The sequence below is a fragment of the Chryseobacterium takakiae genome, assembly GCF_900129385.1.
GTDB classification, from domain to species: domain Bacteria; phylum Bacteroidota; class Bacteroidia; order Flavobacteriales; family Weeksellaceae; genus Chryseobacterium; species Chryseobacterium takakiae.
This window is the reverse complement of sequence record NZ_FQVO01000012.1, coordinates 33,961-57,060: the sequence shown is the minus strand read 5'-3', so window position 1 is coordinate 57,060 and position 23,100 is coordinate 33,961. Positions and strand designations below refer to the sequence as shown.

The following is a 23,100-nucleotide window of genomic DNA, read 5'->3' as shown; positions in this document are numbered from 1 at the left end:
TATTGATGAAATACAATAATTATTGCAATTAGAGATGAATATTGTTTTCGGTCTTTTTTACCTTTTTGCTTTCTTCTATAAACTCACCCATTTTTTTAAAGAACTCTTCCTCATTTAGCACCTTAATTTTAGGATTTAAATTTTCAAAGTCTTCTTTTTTTGCTTCATTACTTACCTTGGTAGCATAAACAATGTATTCGGGAGATTCTATTTTTAGAACTAAACCAGGCAGATTACCATATGCATAAGGACCTGCACTTACAGGAATATCCTCTGTATACCATACTTTTGTGAGAACCCCGCTATCTGATGTAAGTTCTGCTAACTTACATTTATATTTTTCGATATACTCCGTATCATCTTTATACTCTATTTTAGAAAATTTTGGGATATAATTATAATAATATTCATCTCCATGAAAACTAAAATATTGATAAAAACCTTTATCACCTTTTATATGATATATCTTCGTTTGTATATCTTTATATTCAGTTTTTGGTCGTATGGTTGTGTGTTCATCGACTTTTTTACTTTCCTCCTCGTGAGTAATAGATGTCCTGGGAATACTTTTGTAAAAAGTATTTCCATCTAAAACATATAGTATTTCTTTTGTAGGCTTTTTTAATTCTTCTATTACTTTATTTTTAAATACATCAGAGGATTCAGCTGGTAATGAACCATTTAAATCTTCTTTTATGATACGGTCATATTCTACTTTTAAATTTTGAGCCTTAACAAAATTCATAAGCAATAATAAAAATGAAAAAAAAATTATTTGCTTCATATTTTGATTATAAGTTAGTAAAGCGTCTAAAATAAATAGACGCTTTGTTAATGCATTTTAATGAAATATGATATTAACAGCCATACCAATATGTTGTTACATCCCAATAGTGTTCTACAACCATATAGGTTTGCCCCATAATTGACACTGTAGATATTTCTGTTTTCGGAGTTATAACAGTAGTATGACAAATACCTTTGATTTTCTCAGCTTCTTCCAAAGAGTTTACGCGAATGGTTTTAGACTTTACAACTCTTTCTGTGCTTTTAGAAAAGTTTTGAACCGGTGTGCTGCTTTTAGCAAATCCCAAAGTTGTTCCTGCAACTAATACAGCTGCGAGTAAAAATTTTTTCATAAAATGAATTTTTCGTTTAATTAAAAGTTTAATACACTATAAAAAACATTTGTGCACTCGTGTTTTTTCTAGTAGCTAAACTACATAAATCACCCCAAGCTGAAAAATACTTTTGATAAAAATATTTTTACTTTTATTAAAAAAATATATACTTTTGAGGAAATTAAATATAAATGACAGAAATGGAGAAAATTATTGAGAAAATTGCCCAACATAGGAGTAAAAAAGGCTATACTTTTGAAAATATGGCTCACGAACTAAACATTACTCCGGCTGCCTATCGTAAAATAGAAACGGGAGAAACCAAATTAAGTGTAGAAAGACTGATGAAAATATCTGAAATTCTCAATGAAGATTTATCTAACTTTTTGGATATTAGTACAAAAAGTACAATTAATACACAAGCTAATCAAGGTGATGGATATGGCTATGTGGAAACCATTAATAATGACTATAAAGATGTTATCAAAGATTTAAAAGAAGCATACGATAAAATTATTAAGTCTAAGGATGAGCAAATTCTTTTACTAAAAGAGCAGATTACTTTTTTAAAGGAGAAATAAACAAAAGAGCAGATAATTCTGCTCTTTTTATTTTATAATAACTTGATTTTATCTTCTAAAATATCAATAATCTTATCCTTATACAGTCCGCCAATGGCTTTTTTGAAATTCTTCTTGCTCATCTGCAGTTCATCTTTGATCTCTTCGGGAGTAGACTGATCTGAAATGTACAGCAAGCCGTAATTTTCTTCCAGCTTATCCAGAATTTTCTTTTTAAATTCATCAATATTCTCAAATCCTTCAGGCTGCAATGATACATCTATTTTTCCGTCTTCACGAATGGCTTTGATATAACCGGTTTCTTCGGATAATGGATATAGCTTTTTGAAAACATCTGAACTGTAAATAAGACCGATGTATTTTTTATTGATGACTACATTCCAGCCCAATTCGCTTTCGTTCATCATGATAAGATCAACTTTATCTCCTTTTTTAAACGGCAGATCCTGGTATTGCGGATTTCTCTTAAATTTTGTGGTTCCTGTGATAAGATCCAGGTCTTCATCAACATAAATATAAACCAGGTACCTTTTGCCTTCTACAATTTTTGTCTTCTGCTGCTTGTACGGAATGAAAAGATCTTTAATAATTCCCCAATCCATAAAAGCCCCGCTAGGAAGACTCTGTACACAGCTCATTACGGCAAACTCTCCTACCTCCGCCAATGGAATTTCTGTAGTAGCTTTCAGTTTGCTGTCATCCTGATATACGAAAACTTCTACTTCATCATCTATTTCTTTATCTTCCTGAATGAAAATTTTCGGTAAAAAAGCTTTTTCGCCCGATTCATCCGTTAAGATCCATCCTGAATTATTTTTATCTGAAATTGTTAAAGTCTGAGTTTTTCCGAGTTGCATTGATGATAAAATTAGTCGGTAAAGGTACGGAAATATAAGCCGAACTTGCAAAAATGAAAAATGAACAAAAAAAGAGGAAAAACTTCCCTCTTTTAATTATTTAAATCAAATGTTTTATAATTTCGAAATATAATCCATCAGTTCCTTTCTGCTACTTTCAAAATCCAATGCTTCTCCAACAATAAAATACTTTTGCTTGTCTACGCATTTCGGAAATAAAGATTTGGCTAAAGCCAGTTTATTTTTATCAAAACTAAGGTCTTTCACCAGAATACTGATCTGTTCGGAGGTAAACATTGCATGACGGCCCTGCTGATTGATAAATACCAGTTTTTTGTCATCAAACCACGCCCTGTTCTTCATTGTATCCATAAACTCCTGGAATGTCTGGTTGTCCATTACATTAGGATAATTTATATTTCCGCTGTTTCCGTAAGGATTGTTCCAGAGGTCATTCCAGCTGTTGAAGCCGTAAGACTGCACGGGATAAGAATCCAGCAAAAATAACCCTTCATTGGTGAAAAAGTCAAGCACAAGCCTGCTGTTGTTTCTTACATTCAGCGTAGTTCTGTACAATAAATAGCCGCTTTCATAGATGGAGATAGGCATTCGTCCTGCCGGCAGATCAAAAAACCTGAATTTCCCTGAGTTGTTGGAGATAAACTGATCGCCGATTTCCACGCTGAAAAATCCCTGCTCGGGAATCCTGAGAAAAACTTCGGAGTACCCGTATTCCTGATTCCATCGGTATTGTGGATTCTTTGTCCTGAAACCATTATTTGCCGGGTTCCCCTGATTTCTGAAACCTGAATTATTTTTATTCTTTACATCCGATTTTTTATTATTCACAGATCCGATTTCGGTTTTGGAAGCTTCATTTTTAAGGAGTTCTCCTGCTTTCCCTGCTTCCTGCGCAAATAAACTGGTTGTAAAGAGAAGCAAAACACTTATACATATACTTTTCATAACACTTGTATTAATAAAAAAGAGAGACTAATGTCTCTCCTAATTTACAAATATTTTTAAATGATTGAATTTTTTAATTCAATATTACATGTGAATCGGTCTTTTTGCCGTAGCATCCAAAGCCGCTTCTTTGATTGCTTCTGCATACGTAGGGTGTGCGTGGGAACTTCTTGCAATATCTTCTGCACTTGCACGGAATTCCATGGCGATAACTCCTTCAGCAATTAAATCTGCAGCTCTTGCACCTACAATGTGCATTCCTAACACCTCATCCGTTTTTTCGTCGGCGATGATTTTAACCAAACCATCTACATCACCGCTTGCGCGGCTTCTTCCTAAAGCTCTCATCGGGAATGATCCTACTTTGTAAGCTACTCCTTCTTCTTTCAGCTGCTCTTCCGTTTTACCGACTCCGGCAACTTCCGGCCATGTATAAACAACTCCCGGAATTAAGTTATAATTGATGTGCGGCTTTTGTCCTGCTAATGTTTCAGCAACAAAAACTCCTTCTTCCTCCGCTTTATGAGCCAGCATTGCGCCTTTGATCACATCTCCGATGGCGTAAATGTTGGCAACATTTGTCTGAAGGTGATCGTTTACTTTCACTCTTCCTCTTTCGTCAAGCTCAACACCTGCTTTTTCTAGTCCAAGTCCGTCTGTGTAAGGTCTTCTTCCTACAGAAACCAGGCAGTAATCTCCTTCAACCGTTACTTCTTCTCCTTTTTTATCTTTGGCTGTGATTTTTACAGTATCTCCATTTCTTTCCACTGCTGAAACTGCTGTAGAAAGCATGAATTTCATGCCCTGCTTTTTAAGAACTTTCGTTAATTCCTTGCTTAAAGCACCATCCATTCCAGGAATGATTTTATCCATAAATTCAACAACGGTAACCTGGGCGCCCAATCTCAAATAAACCGAACCTAATTCAAGACCAATTACTCCACCTCCGATTACCACGAGATGTTTAGGAATTTCTTTAAGGTTTAACGCTTCCGTGGAAGTAATTACTCTTTCTTTATCAATCGTGATGAAAGGTAAAGAAGATGGCTTGGAACCTGTAGCAATAATGGTATATTTAGATTCGATCATTTCTGTAGAACCGTCATTCTTCGTTACTTTGATCTGGGTTGCAGATTCGAAGCTTCCGACTCCTTCAAAAACAGTGATTTTGTTCTTATTCATCAGGTAGCTGATTCCGTCCCTATTTTGCTTGATTACCTCATTTTTACGCTCGATCATTCTTGTGATATCAGCCTGAGGTTCGTTGATTATAATCCCGTGACCTGCAAAATTATGCTTGGCATTCTCGAAATGCTCAGAGCTGTCTAACAATGCTTTTGATGGAATACAACCCACATTAAGACAAGTTCCTCCCAAGGTAGGGTATTTTTCAATAATTGCTGTTGTGAAACCTAATTGTGCAGCACGGATTGCAGCAACATAACCACCAGGACCGGAACCGATTACGGTAACATCGAATTGACTCATGTTATTTTATGAATTTGTTTATTATTAACTTTCTTATGCTTACAAATTTAACGATAAATTACCACGTGAGAAAGTGAGATTGGTCAAATTTTGGGATGGATGTGGGAAGATGGGTGATGGAAGTTTAAAATATTCGCATTTTTTTAAAACTAAACATTCTGCCTGATCTTCCAGCTTCAGGCTTCAGGCTTCCAGCCTATTTAAGAATCCACATTCAACTTTCCTTTCCCGATCATCCCCACAGAATCGAAATAAGAACCTCCGAAAACATACCATTCAAGACTTTCCAGATATTCTACAGCATTTTCGGGGGTAATTTGAGGCCTGTCTTTTTTAGAAACAATTCCTCTGTACCATCTTCCTGATTTGGAGTAATGCTCAAATTCAACCAAGTAATGAATCCATATTCTCTGGCAAAGTTTACACTGCTGAATGCTTACTTCCGCATGTCTTCCGTTGGTGTGATATATACCCAATTCGGAACTTCTGTACTCTGTATAATTTGAGGTAGGTTTTTCGCAGGCACATCCTATTTGCTGGATTTTATTCATGGAATTAAATATAGTTTGGATAAAATTTAAAAGCACCAAAAGTATAAAATAAACTGCATAAGAACAATACAACAGAATCATTTCACCATGCTCAACAGTACCTTTTCATAGGCATCCAGGATAATATTTTTAGAAAACCTGGATTTGATGGAACTTTTAATCAAATCCTCATCATGAGTTTTATGAATAATATTTAAAATCTTCTGCGAAAAATCTTCATAATTTTCGATATCGGAAACTTCACCGTTGATTTCGTTTTGTATGATTTCGTTGATTCCGCCCGGACAATTATTGGCCAGGGAATAGGTTCCGCACGCTCCCGCTTCCAGCAGTACATTGGGAAAACCTTCGTAGCGTGAAGAGAGAATAAAAAGATCGGCATATTTCAGGAATTCATAAGGATTTTCCTGTCTGCCGTGAAAAATAATGTGTTCCAATCCCAGGAAATCCTTCATCTGATGAAGCATTTCACGGTCTTTTCCCTCTCCCAAAATATGCAGGAGAATATTTTCATTTTTCAGTCGTGAAAAAACTTTCAGCAAATTATCAAAACCCTTTCTCGCCGATAAATTTCCGATAGCCACTACATTTTTATAGTTTAATTTAAAGCTTTCAGGTTTTTGTGCGGAAGCAAGCTTTGATTCTATAAAATCAAAATCTACTGGATTATTGATTTTAACAACTTTCTGTGATTTTATGCTGAAATTTTTGAAAAGATCCCGCATCATATCATCACTCTGCGCAATGATCTTATCGTAATTATTGTAGAAATTATAGAAGAATTTTATTTCCTTTCTCGTGACATGTTGGGAGACCACATTGGTTTCTCTGGCGATAAATTTCGTTTTTGGAAAAAGCTTGATAAATAATGATAAATACGCATTTACTTCTCCAAAACCGGAAAAAACGATATCTGGTTTTCTTCGGTAAATCTCTCTGAGAATAGGTTTCAGAGAATGTCTTATTCTTTCGGTATTGATGTCAATGATTTCCACATCTTTATTAAGAAATTTCAGATATCCTCCCTGTTTGCGTAAAAGCAAAATCTTAGGCTCGAAACGATCCCGTGAAAGATGATTCGCAATGGTGGTAACGATCCTTTCTGCACCCCCGGTTTCAAGATCCGGCAGAATAAATATGACAGAAATCTTTTTCATCTATGTAAAATTAGTAAAAAGTTTTCTTAACCTTTGATCTAACTTATAATAAATAATTTAATTTATACAAAGAGCATATCTAAATATTTCTAAATAAAAGTTTACAGCTCTTTCTTCGTTTTCTAAATTAAATAAACTTTGTTTATTCTTAAATTTAACATTAAGAATTTAAGCTAGTTAAATTGTTTCTAATTAAGAGATCAATAAATTGATTTGTATTAAGCTTTTTAAGCTAAAGAGGCTTAATTCCTTAATGGTAAAGATAAATTATAATTTAAACAGGCTATCCATACTTGTTTCTAAAATAAAAAGAAACTCTTCCTGGGAAGAATTTCTTTCATTATAATTTTATTATCGTTTAAAATTAATTTAGTTGGCAACATCGCTGATGAATTTTATTCGCAACATTCTTACCTCTTCATCCGAAAGTTCATCCCCAAATTCGTCCAGCAGCACTTTCATGCTGTCACTTTCAGATTCATTCATGAACTCCATAAAACCATCGACAATATCTTCATCAAAATTATCTTCAATATAATAATCGATATTCAGCTTGGTTCCCTGATAGACAATCCGTTCCATTTCTTTCAATAATTCATCCATCGAAAGATTTTTAGCTCTGGCAATATCTTCAAGATCAATCTTTTTATCCGTACTCTGAATGATGAAAACTTTATGGCTGGATTTATTGGCTACCTGCTTCAGTACCATATCCTGAGTGCGCTCAATGTTATTATCTTCTACATATTTGCTAATAAAATCCGCAAACTCTTTGCCGTATTTTCTTGCCTTGCCTTCACCAACACCATAGATCTTACCAATTTCTTCAACCGTTATAGGATATTGCACGGTCATATCTTCCAGACTCGGATCCATAAAAACCGTGTAAGGCGGAATTCCGTGCTTTTTGGCCACTTTTTTCCTTAGTTCTTTTAACTGATTGAATAAATTCTGGTCCAACCCTCCGGCAGACTGCATCTGAACCTGGTCACTTTCGGCTTTTGTCTGCGTAAGATCAAATTCCCTGTCTTCAGCGATCAGGAAAGAATGCTCCAGCTTTCCGTCCAAAACCAGTTTACCTTTTTCGGCAATCTTTAAAACACCATACGTTTCGATATCTTTCTGTAAAAAGTTCTGAACCGTCGCCTGTCTTAAAATCGTTTTCCAGTGATTATCTTTTTCCTCTTTTCCGAAACCGAAGTAAGAGCTTTGTTCCAGCTTATAGGATTTTGTAACAGCCGTTTCTTTTCCGGCAATTATGGAAATCAAATCTTTTGCTTTGAATTTCTCCCCTGTATCTTTGATCAGCTGCAGGACTTTTTTAAGATCCTCTGTAGCATCCTTTAATTTAGGAGGGTTTGAAGAATTGTCGCACATCTTCGCCCCGTCTCCGTTTACCGGATCAAAATTTTCCCCGAAATAGTATAAAATATATTGTCTCCTGCTCATGGAAGTTTCGGCGTATCCTACCACTTCATTAAGAAGCTGTAACCCGATTTCCCTTTCCGATACCGGCTTCTGAGCCAGGAATTTTTCCAGTTTTTCAATATCTTTGGGATCATAAAATGCCAGACAGTAGCCTTCTCCGCCGTCACGGCCTGCCCTCCCCGTTTCCTGATAATAGCTTTCCAGAGATTTCGGGAAATCATAGTGAATGACAAAACGTACATCCGGCTTATCGATTCCCATCCCGAATGCAATGGTAGCAACAATCACATCAACCTCTTCCATCAGGAACTTATCCTGATTGGCTACCCGCACTTTCTGATCAAGCCCGGCATGATAAGGTAAGGCGTTGATTCCGTTTACCTGAAGAAGCTGTGCAAACTCTTCCACTTTGCGACGGCTAAGGCAATATACAATCCCCGATTTTCCTTTATTCTGATTGATAAATTTTACAATTTCCTTATCTACATTTACTTTCGGGCGTACTTCATAGTAGAGGTTCGGTCTGTTGAAACTTTCTTTAAAGACCAGAGCATTCGTCATGCCCAACGTTTTCTGGATGTCATCCTGAACTTTTGGGGTAGCCGTTGCCGTGAGGGCTATTACCGGAACATCGGCAATTTTATCGATAATAGATTTCAGATTTCTGTATTCAGGTCTGAAATCGTGTCCCCACTCTGAAATACAGTGCGCTTCGTCTATGGCGAAAAATGATATTTTCACCTCTTTCAGAAAATCCAGATAATCTTCTTTGATAAGGGATTCCGGAGCCACATAAAGAAGTTTTGTTTTTCCGCTTTTTATATCGTCAAAAACCTGTTTGGTCTGTGTTTTGTTTAAAGATGAATTCAAAACATGGGCTACTCCGCTATCAGATGAAAGTCCGTTCACTGCATCCACCTGGTTTTTCATTAAAGCTATCAAAGGAGAAACCACGATGGCCGTACCTTCGGAAATAAGTGCCGGAAGCTGATAGCATAAGGATTTACCACCTCCGGTAGGCATTAAAACAAATATATCTTTTCCGTTCAGAAGGTTTTCAATAATTTGTTCCTGCTGGCCTTTAAAAGTAGAAAATCCGAAATATTTTTTCAATTCGCCTGATAAATTGGCTTTTTTTGCGCTCATCTAATTTTATTGCTAAATTTGCATCTAATCCAAAGTTATGAATTTTTCGCTTAAAATAAAAGCGAACGAATTTATAAAAAATTATATTTATAATAAAAATTCTTTTAGAAATAACGGTTTTTTAATTGATTTTTATATGCCTTATATACGTAAAATGGAAAGATCCGACATTATCTCAATAGCGAAGAGCACTTTAGAAATAGAAATTTCAGAACTTGAAAAACTGCGCAACCGGCTAAACGATGATTTTGCAAAAGCCGTGGAAATCATTAATTCGGCAAAAGGGAAACTGATCGTAGTAGGAATCGGGAAATCTGCCCATGTAGGCAACAAAATTGTAGCAACTCTGAATTCCACCGGAACACCTTCCCAGTTTTTGCATGCTTCGGAAGCCATTCACGGAGATCTTGGGGTGATCCAGAAACAAGACGTGGTGTTGTGTATTTCCAACTCCGGAAACTCCCCGGAAATTGTAAATCTTGTGCCTTACCTCAAAGAGTACTCATCAGCGCTGATCGGGATGACTGGTAATAAATCAAGCAGGCTTGCCGAGTTTTCAGAAATTATACTGGATACGCATGTCGATATGGAAGCCTGCCCCAATAAACTGGCGCCCACCAGCTCCACCACTTTACAGATGGCTTTGGGAGATGCGCTTGCCATCGCTTTAATGGAAATGAATAATTTTAAGGCTAATGATTTTGCTAAATTTCACCCGGGCGGAAGTCTTGGAAAAAACCTGATCTCGAAAGTAGACGACTTTTTGTCTTCGCAAAAACCTCAGGTAACGGAACATGATACCGTGAAAGACGTTATTATATCCATCAGCGGGTCACGTCACGGGATTACCGTTGTTACCAATAACGATGAGATTATCGGAGTGATTACGGACGGAGATTTGAGAAGAATGCTTTTGAAAGGCGATGACATCTCCAAAGTACTCGCCAAAGACATCATGTCTGCCAATCCTAAAACCATTGAAAGAACAGCGCTGGCAAAAGAGGCTATGAATATTTTAAAAGAAAATAATATCGGACAGCTTGTGGTGACGGAAAACGGAAAGTATTTCGGGATCATTGATCTTCATAAACTGCTGGACGAAGGGATTAATTAAGTTGGAAGCTGAGCGTCAAAGATTAAAAAGTATGATGAACCAATATTCAGCTCCGTCATCTACCATCCACATACCGAAACTTTTTCATACATTTGAAACCTTAAAAATACTATCCTGTGAGTGATAAAGACATGTCTTTTCTTGGACATATTGGAGAATTAAGAGGTCACCTCATCCGTTCGATTCTTGCCATCATTGTTGCGGCGGTTATTATCGGCTTTAATATCAACTGGATTATGGATCATATTTTTTTCGGTCCTACCAGAAACGATTTTGCCACCTTTGAAATCGTCAATCACTTTTCAAGAATGATTTTGGGTGAAGACAGCATTCACCTTCCTAAGGATTTCCCGGTACGTGCCAGCAAATTGTACCAGCAGTTCAACGTAATGATGGCAGTATCCCTGTTTGGCGGTATTGTTCTGGCTTTTCCTTACATCGTTTGGGAACTGTGGCGATTCATCAGTCCGGCCCTGCATCCCAATGAAAGAAAGAATTCTATTTTCATCATCAATTCCGTATGGATTTTGTTTATGACGGGTGTATTATGCGGCTATTTCCTGATTCTCCCGTTTGCCGTTAATTTCGGAGTGATCTTTAAAATTTCAGACATCATTATTCCGCTCTATGATTTAAGTGATTATACAACATTGTTTTTACAGGTGGTTTTGGGAATGGGAGTCATTTTCCTTTTTCCGGTTCTTATTTATTTCCTTACAAATATTGGGATATTAACCCCTATGTTTATGAAAACCTACCGTCGCCACGCTATTGTTCTTATCATGGTGGTCGCGGCGATCATTACTCCGGCAGACGTTCTGAGCATGCTGATGGCAGCATTTCCTTTGCTGCTGCTGTATGAATTCAGTATTATTATGTGTTCGTACACCTACAAAAAAGTACAGAAAGCGGCCAATAATTTGCCGGCTGTAAAAGATTAAAATTATTAAAACATTTGAAAATAATATCCCGTAGATTTTTTCTGCGGGATTTTTTCAGGAGCTTTTTCGCGCTTTCCGCTGCAATCTTTTTTTCAAAAAGGATTTTCGCTGCAATCACGGCTAGGATCTTTGTCTTACGGTTGTAATAGTTCTGAAATATATGTAAAGAATTGTAGCTGTATTTTAACCGCCCCGTCAGAAAATCTTCGATTTTTGCCACCCGTCCAGAGAGGGAATTCACAGCGGAAATAGCTGATTATTAAATTATAACTGCAAATCATGTAACAAAAATTAATTTTTCACGTCCTATCTATCGGATTTGTCATGGAAACAATGCCAGCATTGATTAATTCTTTATTTTAGTCTAATAATTTTTTGATTCAGATGAAAAAACTTTCATATACGCTTTTATTTGCTTCGGGATTGGTTTTCGGCCAGTTGTTCGAAAAAGGTAAAACTTTCACCAAACAGGACACCTTAAAAGGCTCGGATACAGAATTCAGGAACTTCTGGGATGTAAAGAAGTATGAGCTTTCCGTAGAACCGGATTTTGCTACAAAAAGCATTAAGGGAAATAATACAATCAGCTTTGAAATCACCAAAGATGTTAAAAATCCCATATTTCAGGTAGATCTTCAGCAGCCGATGAAAGCTGATAAAGTGGAAGCAAGCTTTCCCATTGCAGACTATAAGCAGGACGGCGATTTTATCTGGCTCAAAACCAATAAGGCATTCAAAAAAGGAGAAAAATATACGATTGATGTTAGCTATTCCGGAAGCCCGAGAATTGCAAAAAATGCACCCTGGGACGGAGGATGGGTATTTACCAAAGATGAAAATGGAAATCCGTGGATGAGCGTTGCCGATGAAGGCATTGGAGCGTCAATATGGCTTCCTACGAAAGATATCTGGAGTGATGAACCCGAAAACGGGGTCATCATGAAAATCATTACGCCGAAAGATCTGGTTGGTGTAGGAAACGGAAGGCTCATCAGTAAAAAAGCGGAAGGTGATAAAACCGCGTACACCTGGGAAGTGAAAAATCCAATCAATGCGTATTCTATTATTCCCAACATCGGAAAATATGTCAATTTTAAAGATACTTTTAATGGAGAAAAAGGTAAGCTGGATCTTGATTACTGGGTGATGGATTATAATATTGACAAGGCTAAAAAACAGTTTCAGCAGGTAAAACCGATGCTTTCTGCGTTTGAATACTGGTTTGGTCCGTATCCTTTTTATGAGGATTCTTACAAACTTGTAGAATCGCCGTATCTCGGTATGGAGCACCAAAGTAATGTAGCCTACGGAAACGGATATGCCAACGGCTATCTCGGGAATGATCTTTCTGGAACCGGCGTCGGATTAAACTGGGATTATATCATTATCCACGAAAGCGGGCATGAATGGTTTGCCAATAATATCACTGCAAAAGATCAGGCAGATATGTGGATTCATGAAGGATTTACCATGTATTCCGAAGTGCTTTTCACAGAAAAATTCATGAATAAAAAATCCGCGGACCTTTATATGCAGGGAATTCATAAAACGGTGAGCAACGATATTCCGATCATCGGCAAATACGGGGTAAGAAACGAAGGAAGCGGCGATATGTATCCTAAAGGAGCCAGTATGCTGCATACCATCCGACAGATCCTCAACGACGACGATAAATTCAGGCAGATTTTAAGAGGAATCAACAAAGACTTTTACCATCAGACGGTGACTACGCAACAGATTGAAAATTATATCTCCAAAAAATCAGGAATTGATTTTTCAAGTGTATTTAACCAATATCTGAGATCCGTAAAAGTTCCTGTTCTGGAGTACAGTCAAAATGGTGAAGAGCTGAAATTCCGTTATACTAATGCCGTAAAAAACCTGAAACTTCCTGTAAGAATAGACGGTGAACAAACGATAAACCCTACCGAGGAGTGGCAGACGGTGAAATTGAAGAGCGGCAGTCCCGTACAATTCAATAAAAATTATTATATCAGGTATAAAAAAATTCAATAACCATAAAAAGCATAAAGAAGGCAAATCTTCAACAAAGAATCTGCCTTTTTTTTATGAAAAATTTAACAACCCTGGTGTAACAAAATCGGATTTTATGCAACTATTTAACTATAATTTTAAACTCAATGAAAAAAATAGCACTTAGCTTAGGCGTTTTAACTGCGTTTCTGGTGAATGCCCAGTCGATTAAAACTACAATCGATCTTGTGAACGTTAAAGACGATAAAGTAGCCGTAACCATGGAATTTCCGAAAATGAAATCAGGTGATGTGAAGTTTCATTTTCCTAAAACGGTACCCGGGACCTATTCCGTAGACGATTACGGGAGATTTGTGGAAGGCATTAAATTCTTAGACAACAAAGGAAAAGAAATTGCATTTACAAAAGTTAATGACAATACCTATGCTCTAAAAAATGCACAGAATCTATCCAAAGTAACCTATCTGGTAAACGACAGTTTCGATGATGAAATGGATACTTCAAAGCACAAGGCTGTTTTCTCGCCATCCGGAACGGATATTGAAGCAGGCAAAGTTTACCTGATCAACACCCACGGATTTGTAGGATACATCGACAATATGCAGGATGTTCCTTATCAACTGGTCATTCAGAAGCCTGCCGATTTTTATGGGACAACGGCTTTGGTAGATCAGGATAAGTCGGACGCTACGGACACCTTTACGCTGGCCAATTATGCAAAAGTTACCGACTCCCCATTAATGTACACCAAACCGGATTATATCACCTTCAATGCAGGAGGCATGGATCTGGTATTGGGTGTGTACTCTCCTTCCGGAAAATATAAAGCGACAGATTTTAAAGATAATCTTGAAAAAATGGTGGTTGCCCAAAAGAAATTTCTGGGTGATATGAATACCAATAAAAAATACGCCATCATGCTGTATCTTGCCGGTGGAGACGGGCCGCAGATCAAAGGATTCGGAGCGCTGGAACATCATGAATCTACCAGTGTCGTGCTTCCTGAAATGATGCCGAAGGAAGCCATCGACAAAACCATTACCGACGTCGTTTCGCATGAGTTTTTCCATACGGTAAATCCGTTGAAAACGCATTCTGAAGAAATCCATTATTTTGATTATGCAGACCCGAAAATGTCTCAACACCTTTGGATGTATGAAGGCGGAACCGAATACTTCGCCAACCTTTTCCAGATCCAGGAAGGGCTGATTACAAGAGATGAATTCCTTCAGAGAATGAACGAAAAAATTACCAATTCAAAGAACTACAACGACACGATGCCGTTCACGGTGATGAGTAAAAATGTTCTTCTGGACGAATATAAGGACCAGTACAGAAATGTTTATGAAAAAGGAGCATTGTTGGCCATGTGTCTGGATATCGAGCTTAGAAAGCTTTCCAACGGGGAAATGGGATATCGTGATATGATCCGGAAACTGTCTCAGCGATTCGGTGAAAACAAGCCGTTTAAAGATGACAAGCTTATTGATGAACTGGTAGCCGTAACCGGATATCCTCAGGTAAGAGATTTCTATAACAAATATATTGCGGGAAGCCAGCCGACTCCTTATGCACAATACCTGAATATGGTGGGTGTTGAGCTGAAGAAGCAGGAAACGCCGCCGATTTTCTGGTTTATCAAAGATCCGAACCAGACAGGCTACGATGAAAAAACCAATACTTTTGTATTTGATGAGAGCTCTGCACTTTCACCTTTCGCAAAAAGTATCGGATTTAAAATTACTGATAAGATTGTAGCTCTGGACGGAAAAACAATCAATATCCAGAACGTTCAGGATTTTATTAATTATTCCAAAACGATTAAAGAAGGCCAGAATGTAACGGTAACGGTTCTTAGGGACAACGGCGGAAAATCTGAAAAGATTGATCTTAAAGGTAAAGCGGTTCTTGATAAAATGACCATTGAAAATTTACAGTTTAAAGCCAATCCGACACCGGAAGAAAAGAAGCTTCAGGATCAGTGGCTTACGGGAAAGAAATAATATAATGAAATAAGTAATAAATCAAGCGGGGAATTTTCTCCGCTTTTGTTTTTGAAATAAATCAGGTATTTTTTTAAGGAGCTTTTTCCCGCTTTCCGTTACAATCTTTTTGCTGCCACCGCGGTCAGGCTGAGCCTGACGGAGCCTGCAAAAAGGATTTTCTCTGCAATCGGGGCTAGGAGAAGTGAATCGCCAATTTCTGAGAGTTAATTGTGAATTTAACGATCAGAAGATTCACTTGTGAAGCAAAATTTACTATTCTCCATCCACAGGTTATAGTATTGTTTTTAAAACCACCCCGTCAAAAATTTCTAAGAAATTTTTGCCACCCCTCCGGAGGAGGGGAATTATGATGTACAATAGAATAACTGCAGTTTGTCATGCTGAAAGCATCTAAACTTCTATATCTGGATTCTGAAGAAAGGCTATAAAAATATAAATAAAAAGGTTCTCCGTTCACCAAACTTCAAAATTTATTACTTATTGTATAGGGCATTTATTATTGTATAGGTAAGATTTAAATAAATCCGTGTCATAATTACTATTCTTCAGAACATTAAAAACAGTATTAATTAAATGTCCTGATTTTTGATGATGACACAATTTGGCGACAGTAGAAAGATATTCATAATCACTGCTTTCTTTTTCAGCCATTGATTCTAAAAATGGTAGAAATTCTACCGAAGAAAATTTTTGAATAGCAAAATAAGAATCTTTCCCATAACTTTTAATCAACTCTATATCATCTGAATTTCTAAATCCAGCTAAATATTCTAGCAAGTATTTAGATTTGTATTCAAATAATATTTCTTTTACTTTATTATAATACCATTGATTTTTCGGAATTTTATGGGTAATGTTTTCAATTAAAGGAATATTTAATGGTTTTGAATTAAAAATATACGCTGTAAGATCCTTAATAAGGTTAATATTACGTTTATCATCAGTAATTTCATCAAAAAAAATGCTTTGGAGCGGATAAGATTCTAACGATAAACCTTCCAATTGATCCGTCTGATGAACTGTTTCCTTAAAAAGTTTTACTTTATTAATATTTTTTCTCTTATATATTTCCTGTAAAGCCTCATTTTTAATTCTGGGTTTAAATTCACTTTTATATATGTACACCAATTCATCGTCTTCTACTTTTAACTGAAATTGTTGCCTTACTTTTTGGAGCCGCTCAATTGTTTTAATATCTTCATCTGAAAAATGATCGAATGGAAGTTTTTCAAAAATATGATCTATTGTATCTGTAAGAATTAAAATCTCGTTTCTAATTTGTGAATTAACACTGTAAAAAAGTTAAAAACAATAATACCACCAATATTCTTTTTATCATGCTTTCTTAACTGTAATTCTAAAAGTCGTTCCTTTTCCCACTTCAGTCTGGGCAATTTTGATATCGCCTTTATGGTATTCCTGTACTACCCTTCTTGCAAGTGACAAGCCTAACCCCCAACCGCGTTTTTTAGTAGAATATCCGGGTTTGAAAGCATTCAGTGCCTGCTGTTTTGTCATTCCGCTTCCGGTATCCTGAACTTCTACTATAATATTTTTATTTCTCTCGATTACCGAAATGGAAAGCGAACCTTCCCCTTTCATGGCATCAACGGCATTTTTCACCAGGTTTTCAATAACCCAGCTCATTAGGATCTTATTGTGCGGTACGGAAATGGTATAATTCGGAAGATGCAGTCCGAAATTGATTTTCCGGGAAATCCTTGTTTTTAAATAATCATAATTCTCCTGAATGGTTGCGTTAAAATCCGTATCATTCAGCTCGGGAACAGAACCGATCTTGGAAAACCTTTCCGAAATGGTTTTTAATCGTTCAATATCTTTTTCGATTTCATGAATACCTTCCGATTCGGGATCATCCAGCTTCATGATTTCCATCCAGCCGATCATTGATGATAAAGGAGTTCCGATCTGGTGCGCGGTTTCTTTGGCAAGTCCGGCCCAAAGATAGCCCTCATCCGTTTTCTTAATGGTCCTGAAAAACCAGAACGAAAACAGGAAATAACACAAAATAAAAAAGCCAAGAATGTAGGGAGAATACCTGAGATTATTCAGCAATGGAGAATTATCATAAAAAACGATCTGTTTATCTCCTTTTGCAATTTCAATTACAATAGGAGGATAGCTCTTGCCCATTTTCTTTGCTAAAGCAACAATCTGACCGGAATTATTTTCTACGTCTTTAGGCAGATTCTTATGTTCAATCACATTATCATTTTCATCTAAAATGATAACCGGAATGGTTGTATTTGAACTGTAAATCTGTAAAAGCAATGCCTGAACTTCTAAATTAGGATTATCCACTTCCTGCTGAAATTTTAAGGCGCTTACCAAAATATCAACCCTTTTAATCTCTTCCTTACGGAGAAAATTGATAAGAATGGTGGAGGCGATCACAATAGTCAGGACAACAATAGTCATCAGGACAAAAATGATCCAGTTATTAAGTCTGGCAAATATTGATTTTCTCAAAGCAGATTATTTTAAAACATTCAGGATTTTCTGCAGCTCTGCGCTTCCGCTTCCCTGATAATTATTGATGATGATGGAAAATACGTATTTTTTTCCGTCTCTGGAAGTATGAAATCCTGCAAAAGATTTAGTGTCTCTCATGGTTCCGCTTTTCATTTTCATTCCGTTATCCTGAGTTGGAAATCCATCATAATAAGATTCGAACCAGGGTTGTTTTTTAGCATAAATCAATGCCTGTACTTCGGCTCTTGCGGCTACGTAATTTTGTGGGGAAAGTCCGCTTCCGTCGGCAAAATTAATCATGTTGGGATTAATTCCTTTCGACTTCCAGAATTCTTTCAGGAACGCTACACCGCTTTTAAAATTTGGATTTCCTTTTTTCTCTTTGCCTAATGTTTTAATTAATGTTTCCCCGTAAAGATTGATGCTCTTTCTTAAAAACCAATAGATGATCTTATCCATTGTTGGAGATTCGTAGGTGAAAATTGTGTTATTTTTAGAAAAGCTTACTGTTTTTTTACCTTCGATTTCCAATTGGGAATTGGTAACTGTTTTACCGGAAAGTTCGATTCCTTCCTGCTGCAGCCATTGCTTTATCTCTACACCAAGCTGTAACGGAGGATTGGGTGTAGCTCCTGATACCGTTACTGTTTTGGAAGGCAGTGTTCCGTTTATCAAAGCCACATTGGAATGTGGTGCTGTAAAAATCAGGCTTTGGTCTGAGGTTCCGCCCACCTTCACATCATTAAGCCATTGTACACCTTCCAAAGGATAAGAAAAACTTTTGAATTCATTTCCGCTGATATTGATATCAAACTGGTTTTCGCGCCAATTGACGCCCCAGACTCCGGCTCCGTAATAGTTTCCAAGATCATCCCACGGCCAGCCTCCGGGAATTGTCTGGTGGTCAAAATAAGAATCATCAATTACAAGATCCCCTGAAATTTTTGTGATGCCGGCTTTTTTTATGGCTTCAATGAGTTTTTGTTTAAAATTTTCCGGTTTATAAGCATCATAACGCCAACTTCCAAGCGTCGGATCGCCTGTGGAGGTAATAATGAAGTCTCCTTTTAAATTTCCCCCGGAAATACTTCCCGAATAACCAGCTGTTGTTCTATAAGTATAGTTTTTGCCTAATACTTCAAGAGCCGCTGCGGCAGTAAATATTTTCTGAGTAGAAGCTGTAGACAGTCCTTTGTTTCCCTGATAGTCATAAATAAAATTTCCGCTTTCGTCCGCCACGTAAAATGATAAGTTTGACGAAATGGCTGCTGAAGAATTCATCAGATTTTTTGTAGCTTCATCCAGTTTCTGGGATAGGTCCTGGGCGAAAATGAACTGCACGGATAAAGTAAGGACAGCTAATGTTTTTCTCATTGCATTTTTGGTTTCTAAGTTATTGATGCTTCGACAAGCTAAGCATGACATGCTTAATATGATAGATTTATATAAAGTCTATAAAAGCACTTTACTGAATAGGAGTATATCATATTCTCTTCATTCAAATATAATTAAAAATAAAATTACAATTGCGTTCCAGGTTCAATCTCATAAGTTTCTTTTCCTTTTTCAAAAATCCTGGTAAGTTCTGTACCTTCAACGGTAATTCTGTCTCCAATTTTTCTGATCCAGTTTCCTTCACGGAGCCCGATTACTTTTAGGTCGTTTTGGGTAAGAAATTCTTTAATTCTGGTTTCTCTTGTTTCGCCGTTGTGCTTAAGTTCAGGATTCGGATCCAGATAATGCGGATTGATGTTGAACGGTACCAATCCCATACATTCAAAGCTTGATGGATAAACAATCGGCATATCGTTGGTGGTTTTCATGTTCTGTCCGCCGATGTTGCTTCCGGCGCTGCATCCCAAATAAGGTTTTCCGGTTTCTACATTATTTTTCAATACTGACATCAGATTCTCTTCATGTAAGGTTTTCACCAATAGAAAAGTATTTCCGCCTCCGGTAAAGAATCCTTTTGCATTGTTTAACGCTGCTGCTTTATCAGCAAACTCATGAAGTCCTCTTACTTTAATGTTGATTTTTTCAAAGAAAGAGCGTGCTTTTTGTGTATAATCATCGTGTGAAATTCCTCCCGGTCTGGCAAAGGGAATAAAAATAATTTCATCAATTCCTTGAAAAAGGTTAATGATTTCTTCTTTTAAATATCCCAGATATTCTCCGCCAAAAAGTGTAGAAGTTGATGCTAATATGATATTCATCGGTATTAATGTCATTAAAACGGTTAAAGTGACAAAGATAGTTTATATGTCATGAATCTAAAATTAATATAAAACCTCTAATTAACCCGTTAATTTTTTCAAAAAAAGCTTAAAGCTTCTAAAATATTAACTTTTATGGAACCATTATTGAATTTTAATATTTGCAATTGAAAAATATTAGAATTATGAAAATGACTAAAATGAATATCAGAACCCTTCTTTTAGGTGTAATGCTGACAGGAGGTTTAAGTTTTGTGAGCGCACAAACTACTCAAACAGACAGTACATCAGGTACTGCTAATACAACTGCAACCGCAACAGCAAGTACTGCTCAGGCGTCTAATCCAACTATTGAAGCACTTAAAAAACAAATAGAAGCCAACCCAAAAGATGCAGAGGCATTAGCTAAATTAGCGGGAGCATATCAGGAAGCTTCAGATTGGACTAATGCGATAGATACGTGGAAGAAGATATCGGTCCTTTTACCGGACTGGGCTCCATCATATTACAGTCAGGCCTACGCTTATCAAAATGCTAAAGATGATGCGAATGCCAAACTGGCATATGAAAAATATATAGCTGCCGTAAAGCCTGAAGAGGTGGAACAGAATAAAAAGAATCTTGCTTACGCTTATTTTTACGTAGCATTTTCGGAGCAACAATCTGATCCCGCCAAAGCGAAAGAACACATTGCAAAATCATTGCAGTATGACCCAACCAACCAGGATGCAATTAAGCTGAGCCAAGCTTTAAATTCATAGTTATAATGTAAATCCGGAGAATTTAATTTTCTCCGGATTATTTTTTACCGGCCTATTTTCCTTCCGAAAAAATCAGTTTCTCCTTTTAAATAGCTGACGATTTTCTCAATATTCCTTTTAATTGCCACCTCGGTTTTAAGGTTATTGATGTATCGAATTAATTCCAGTTTTGCGGAAGGAATCAGGTTTTCAAAATTCTTTACTGCGACAGGATCTTCCCGGATTGCTTTATCGAGTTGGGGATGGACGGTTATTGTCCGGTCGGAATCGTCAAATTCCACGAAAATTTCGATTATTTCGCCAATTCTCTTCGGTGAATCTTTCAGCATCGCCAGATTAATATACAACCTCCACTCTCCCAGATATTTCATTAAATTTTGCCTGAAAGGGTTCCCATTTACCATTCCTCTTACAGGAATCGGGCTTTTGCATTTTCCTGCAGCCTGAAATATATCTTGAAGGATACTTTCAGGAACAAAAACGAAAGGGTTGATCCCAATAATTTCAAGACTGGCTATAAATGGATTATTTTGCATATTTTAAAGATACATTTTTAATGTTTGTTATTCAAACGATATAGTGAATTGCTATTATGCCTTCAGTCTAGCCTCGATTGTAGCGATTGTTTGAGCTCATTTTAATAAGTTTCGGCGCGGCGGCTCCGCCGCGCCGAAACTTATTAAAATAGCGAGTGCGGAAAGCGAGAAAAAGCTTCCAAAAAAATAAAAGTATAGCTTTTCGATGTAATCAAATTGCTCCTAAAATATAATAAAAATACAATTCGACGGAGTCAAAAAGCTTCCAAAAAAAATAAAAGTATAGCTTTCGATGTAATCAAATTGCTCCTTAAAAAATCATATATACAATTCGACGGAGTCTCAAAAAACCTCAACTAAAATGTGATAATTAAATTTCGATATTAATCTGATTAAAACAATTAAAATTTTCCACTCGGAATGGAATGTTTATCTTTGTAATAAATAAATCTGTAAAGACATGAAATTTTTTATTGACACTGCTAATTTAGAGCAAATTAAAGAAGCTAAAGATTTGGGAATTCTTGACGGCGTTACTACCAATCCTTCATTAATGGCAAAAGAAGGAATTCAGGGTGCTGAAGCGATCAGAAATCATTATAAAGCAATTTGCGAAATTGTTGATGGAGATATTTCTGCGGAAGTGCTTTCTACAACTTATGAGGAAATGATTAAGGAAGGCGATGAATTGGCAGCCATCCATCCGAATATCGTGGTTAAAATCCCGATGATTAAAGACGGAATCAAAGCATTAAAATATTTTTCTGATAAAGGGATCAAAACCAACTGTACGCTGATTTTTTCTCCTGGGCAGGCACTTTTGGCAGCAAAAGCAGGTGCTACCTACGTTTCTCCTTTCCTGGGAAGACTTGATGATATTTCAACAGACGGATTAAATTTAATCCAGGAAATCAGATTGATTTTTGATAATTATATGTATGAAACTGAAATTTTAGCCGCTTCAATCCGTCATTCTATGCATATTGTAGACTGTGCAAAGATTGGTGCTGATGTAATCACTTCGCCGCTTCCTCCGATCTTGAGCCTTCTTAAGCATCCGCTTACGGATAACGGACTGGCTCAGTTTATTGCAGATTCTCAGAAACTGGCTTAAAATATATTATAATAAAATATTTTCGGCGCGGAAACTTTGTTTCCGCGCCGAAAATATTATTGTTCAATATTCTTTACAGGCTTACAGGGATTCCCCACTGCCACAACATTTTCCGGAATATTTTTAGTAACAACACTTCCTGCACCGATTACTGCATTATTTCCGATTGAAACTCCGGGAAGCACAACTACATTTCCGCCGAACCAAACATTATCGCCTACTTGTATCGGATGTGCTGTTTCCAGTCCTTTATTGCGCTGCTCTGCATTGATGGGATGACTGGCGGTGTAAAAGCTGCAATTGGGTCCGATAAATACATTGTCGCCAAAAATCACTTTAGCACAGTCCAGAATGACGAGATTGTGGTTGGCGTAAAAGTTTTCGCCTGCTTCGATATTATAGCCATAGTCGCACCAGAAACTGGGTTCTATACATATGTTTTCTCCTGTTTTCGCCAGTATGTTTTTCAATAGTGACGTTCTGCCTTCCGCGTCGGAATTTTTAAGCTGATTATATTTTCCGCAGAGATCTTTGGCTGCTGTTCTTTCCTGTATCAGTTCCTGGTCATAATTGGCATTGTACAAAAGCCCTGCCGCACATTTTTCTTTTTCTGTCATGATTTTAATGATGAT

Annotated in this window: 21 protein-coding genes; 7 read left to right on the top strand and 14 right to left on the bottom strand. The window is 36.9% G+C overall.

What is annotated here, in order from left to right:
• Positions 1-28: 28 nt before the first annotated feature.
• Positions 29-784: a GLPGLI family protein gene (locus BUA76_RS15010; RefSeq protein WP_072885607.1), complete on the bottom strand. Its 756-nt coding sequence runs from the start codon at positions 782-784 to the stop codon at positions 29-31.
• A gap of 73 nt (positions 785-857) precedes the next feature.
• A complete protein-coding gene (locus tag BUA76_RS15005; RefSeq protein ID WP_072885606.1) occupies positions 858-1,139 on the bottom strand; it encodes a hypothetical protein in 282 nt (93 codons plus the stop codon).
• Between the two features lie 182 nt (positions 1,140-1,321).
• Between BUA76_RS15005 and BUA76_RS15000 the strand changes: the two genes are divergently transcribed.
• Positions 1,322-1,702, top strand: a complete 381-nt coding sequence (locus BUA76_RS15000; protein WP_072885667.1) for a helix-turn-helix domain-containing protein — start codon at positions 1,322-1,324, stop codon at positions 1,700-1,702.
• Between the two features lie 32 nt (positions 1,703-1,734).
• On the opposite strand, the gene BUA76_RS14995 is transcribed toward BUA76_RS15000, so the two are convergent.
• The 6 genes from BUA76_RS14995 to recQ all read right to left on the bottom strand — a co-directional run bounded on the left by BUA76_RS14995 (position 1,735) and on the right by recQ (position 9,295).
• Complete coding sequence (locus tag BUA76_RS14995) at positions 1,735-2,559, bottom strand: CvfB family protein (RefSeq protein WP_072885605.1); 825 nt, start codon at positions 2,557-2,559, stop codon at positions 1,735-1,737.
• Between the two features lie 114 nt (positions 2,560-2,673).
• On the bottom strand, positions 2,674-3,525 hold the full coding sequence (locus tag BUA76_RS14990; RefSeq protein WP_072885604.1) for a DUF4476 domain-containing protein: 852 nt from the start codon (positions 3,523-3,525) through the stop codon (positions 2,674-2,676).
• Positions 3,526-3,609: 84 nt separating this feature from the next.
• Entirely contained in the window at positions 3,610-5,013 is a 1,404-nt protein-coding gene (gene lpdA, locus BUA76_RS14985) for a dihydrolipoyl dehydrogenase (RefSeq protein WP_072885603.1), read from the bottom strand.
• A gap of 200 nt (positions 5,014-5,213) precedes the next feature.
• Complete coding sequence (locus BUA76_RS14980) at positions 5,214-5,564, bottom strand: hypothetical protein (RefSeq protein WP_072885602.1); 351 nt, start codon at positions 5,562-5,564, stop codon at positions 5,214-5,216.
• A 77-nt stretch (positions 5,565-5,641) separates the two neighbouring features.
• Positions 5,642-6,721: a glycosyltransferase gene (locus tag BUA76_RS14975; RefSeq protein WP_072885601.1), complete on the bottom strand. Its 1,080-nt coding sequence runs from the start codon at positions 6,719-6,721 to the stop codon at positions 5,642-5,644.
• A gap of 369 nt (positions 6,722-7,090) precedes the next feature.
• Complete coding sequence (recQ, locus tag BUA76_RS14970) at positions 7,091-9,295, bottom strand: DNA helicase RecQ (protein WP_072885600.1); 2,205 nt, start codon at positions 9,293-9,295, stop codon at positions 7,091-7,093.
• A 154-nt stretch (positions 9,296-9,449) separates the two neighbouring features.
• On the opposite strand from recQ, the gene BUA76_RS14965 reads away from it, so the two are divergent.
• The 4 genes from BUA76_RS14965 (at position 9,450) to BUA76_RS14950 (ending at position 15,348) form a co-directional block, all read left to right on the top strand.
• On the top strand, positions 9,450-10,409 hold the full coding sequence (locus BUA76_RS14965) for a KpsF/GutQ family sugar-phosphate isomerase (protein WP_072885666.1): 960 nt from the start codon (positions 9,450-9,452) through the stop codon (positions 10,407-10,409).
• 131 nt (positions 10,410-10,540) lie between these two features.
• Positions 10,541-11,350, top strand: coding sequence for a twin-arginine translocase subunit TatC (gene tatC / locus BUA76_RS14960; RefSeq protein ID WP_072885599.1), 810 nt, complete (start codon positions 10,541-10,543; stop codon positions 11,348-11,350).
• Positions 11,351-11,734: 384 nt separating this feature from the next.
• Positions 11,735-13,366 carry a M1 family metallopeptidase gene (locus BUA76_RS14955; RefSeq protein ID WP_072885598.1) on the top strand — a complete coding sequence of 544 codons (1,632 nt, stop codon included), beginning with the start codon at positions 11,735-11,737 and terminating at the stop codon, positions 13,364-13,366.
• Positions 13,367-13,491: 125 nt separating this feature from the next.
• Positions 13,492-15,348, top strand: a complete 1,857-nt coding sequence (locus BUA76_RS14950) for a M61 family metallopeptidase (protein WP_072885597.1) — start codon at positions 13,492-13,494, stop codon at positions 15,346-15,348.
• Between the two features lie 480 nt (positions 15,349-15,828).
• On the opposite strand, the gene BUA76_RS14945 is transcribed toward BUA76_RS14950, so the two are convergent.
• The 4 genes from BUA76_RS14945 to pepE form a co-directional block, all read right to left on the bottom strand.
• Complete coding sequence (locus BUA76_RS14945) at positions 15,829-16,476, bottom strand: hypothetical protein (protein ID WP_072885596.1); 648 nt, start codon at positions 16,474-16,476, stop codon at positions 15,829-15,831.
• 210 nt (positions 16,477-16,686) lie between these two features.
• Entirely contained in the window at positions 16,687-17,841 is a 1,155-nt protein-coding gene (locus tag BUA76_RS14940; protein ID WP_228408494.1) for a sensor histidine kinase, read from the bottom strand.
• A gap of 6 nt (positions 17,842-17,847) precedes the next feature.
• On the bottom strand, positions 17,848-19,218 hold the full coding sequence (gene dacB / locus BUA76_RS14935) for a D-alanyl-D-alanine carboxypeptidase/D-alanyl-D-alanine endopeptidase (RefSeq protein ID WP_072885665.1): 1,371 nt from the start codon (positions 19,216-19,218) through the stop codon (positions 17,848-17,850).
• 146 nt (positions 19,219-19,364) lie between these two features.
• On the bottom strand, positions 19,365-20,057 hold the full coding sequence (pepE, locus tag BUA76_RS14930) for a dipeptidase PepE (RefSeq protein ID WP_072885594.1): 693 nt from the start codon (positions 20,055-20,057) through the stop codon (positions 19,365-19,367).
• A 185-nt stretch (positions 20,058-20,242) separates the two neighbouring features.
• On the opposite strand from pepE, the gene BUA76_RS14925 reads away from it, so the two are divergent.
• Positions 20,243-20,818: a tetratricopeptide repeat protein gene (locus BUA76_RS14925; RefSeq protein WP_072885593.1), complete on the top strand. Its 576-nt coding sequence runs from the start codon at positions 20,243-20,245 to the stop codon at positions 20,816-20,818.
• Between the two features lie 44 nt (positions 20,819-20,862).
• On the opposite strand, the gene BUA76_RS14920 is transcribed toward BUA76_RS14925, so the two are convergent.
• Positions 20,863-21,354 (bottom strand): YdeI/OmpD-associated family protein, encoded by a 492-nt coding sequence (locus BUA76_RS14920; protein WP_072885592.1) that lies wholly within the window; start codon positions 21,352-21,354, stop codon positions 20,863-20,865.
• 460 nt (positions 21,355-21,814) lie between these two features.
• Between BUA76_RS14920 and fsa the strand changes: the two genes are divergently transcribed.
• Positions 21,815-22,468: a fructose-6-phosphate aldolase gene (gene fsa, locus BUA76_RS14915; RefSeq protein WP_072885591.1), complete on the top strand. Its 654-nt coding sequence runs from the start codon at positions 21,815-21,817 to the stop codon at positions 22,466-22,468.
• A gap of 56 nt (positions 22,469-22,524) precedes the next feature.
• Here fsa and BUA76_RS14910 read toward each other — a convergent pair whose 3' ends face one another.
• On the bottom strand, positions 22,525-23,085 hold the full coding sequence (locus BUA76_RS14910) for a sugar O-acetyltransferase (RefSeq protein ID WP_072885590.1): 561 nt from the start codon (positions 23,083-23,085) through the stop codon (positions 22,525-22,527).
• Between the last annotated feature and the right edge of the window lie 15 nt (positions 23,086-23,100).

Coding starts and splice junctions, on each gene's coding strand:
- BUA76_RS15010 (WP_072885607.1), bottom strand. CDS start 784: ATGAAGCAAATAATTTTTTTTTCATTTTTATTATTGCTTATGAATTTT.
- BUA76_RS15005 (WP_072885606.1), bottom strand. CDS start 1,139: ATGAAAAAATTTTTACTCGCAGCTGTATTAGTTGCAGGAACAACTTTG.
- BUA76_RS15000 (WP_072885667.1), top strand. CDS start 1,322: ATGGAGAAAATTATTGAGAAAATTGCCCAACATAGGAGTAAAAAAGGC.
- BUA76_RS14995 (WP_072885605.1), bottom strand. CDS start 2,559: ATGCAACTCGGAAAAACTCAGACTTTAACAATTTCAGATAAAAATAAT.
- BUA76_RS14990 (WP_072885604.1), bottom strand. CDS start 3,525: ATGAAAAGTATATGTATAAGTGTTTTGCTTCTCTTTACAACCAGTTTA.
- lpdA (WP_072885603.1), bottom strand. CDS start 5,013: ATGAGTCAATTCGATGTTACCGTAATCGGTTCCGGTCCTGGTGGTTAT.
- BUA76_RS14980 (WP_072885602.1), bottom strand. CDS start 5,564: ATGAATAAAATCCAGCAAATAGGATGTGCCTGCGAAAAACCTACCTCA.
- BUA76_RS14975 (WP_072885601.1), bottom strand. CDS start 6,721: ATGAAAAAGATTTCTGTCATATTTATTCTGCCGGATCTTGAAACCGGG.
- recQ (WP_072885600.1), bottom strand. CDS start 9,295: ATGAGCGCAAAAAAAGCCAATTTATCAGGCGAATTGAAAAAATATTTC.
- BUA76_RS14965 (WP_072885666.1), top strand. CDS start 9,450: ATGGAAAGATCCGACATTATCTCAATAGCGAAGAGCACTTTAGAAATA.
- tatC (WP_072885599.1), top strand. CDS start 10,541: ATGTCTTTTCTTGGACATATTGGAGAATTAAGAGGTCACCTCATCCGT.
- BUA76_RS14955 (WP_072885598.1), top strand. CDS start 11,735: ATGAAAAAACTTTCATATACGCTTTTATTTGCTTCGGGATTGGTTTTC.
- BUA76_RS14950 (WP_072885597.1), top strand. CDS start 13,492: ATGAAAAAAATAGCACTTAGCTTAGGCGTTTTAACTGCGTTTCTGGTG.
- dacB (WP_072885665.1), bottom strand. CDS start 19,218: ATGAGAAAAACATTAGCTGTCCTTACTTTATCCGTGCAGTTCATTTTC.
- pepE (WP_072885594.1), bottom strand. CDS start 20,057: ATGAATATCATATTAGCATCAACTTCTACACTTTTTGGCGGAGAATAT.
- BUA76_RS14925 (WP_072885593.1), top strand. CDS start 20,243: ATGAAAATGACTAAAATGAATATCAGAACCCTTCTTTTAGGTGTAATG.
- BUA76_RS14920 (WP_072885592.1), bottom strand. CDS start 21,354: ATGCAAAATAATCCATTTATAGCCAGTCTTGAAATTATTGGGATCAAC.
- fsa (WP_072885591.1), top strand. CDS start 21,815: ATGAAATTTTTTATTGACACTGCTAATTTAGAGCAAATTAAAGAAGCT.
- BUA76_RS14910 (WP_072885590.1), bottom strand. CDS start 23,085: ATGACAGAAAAAGAAAAATGTGCGGCAGGGCTTTTGTACAATGCCAAT.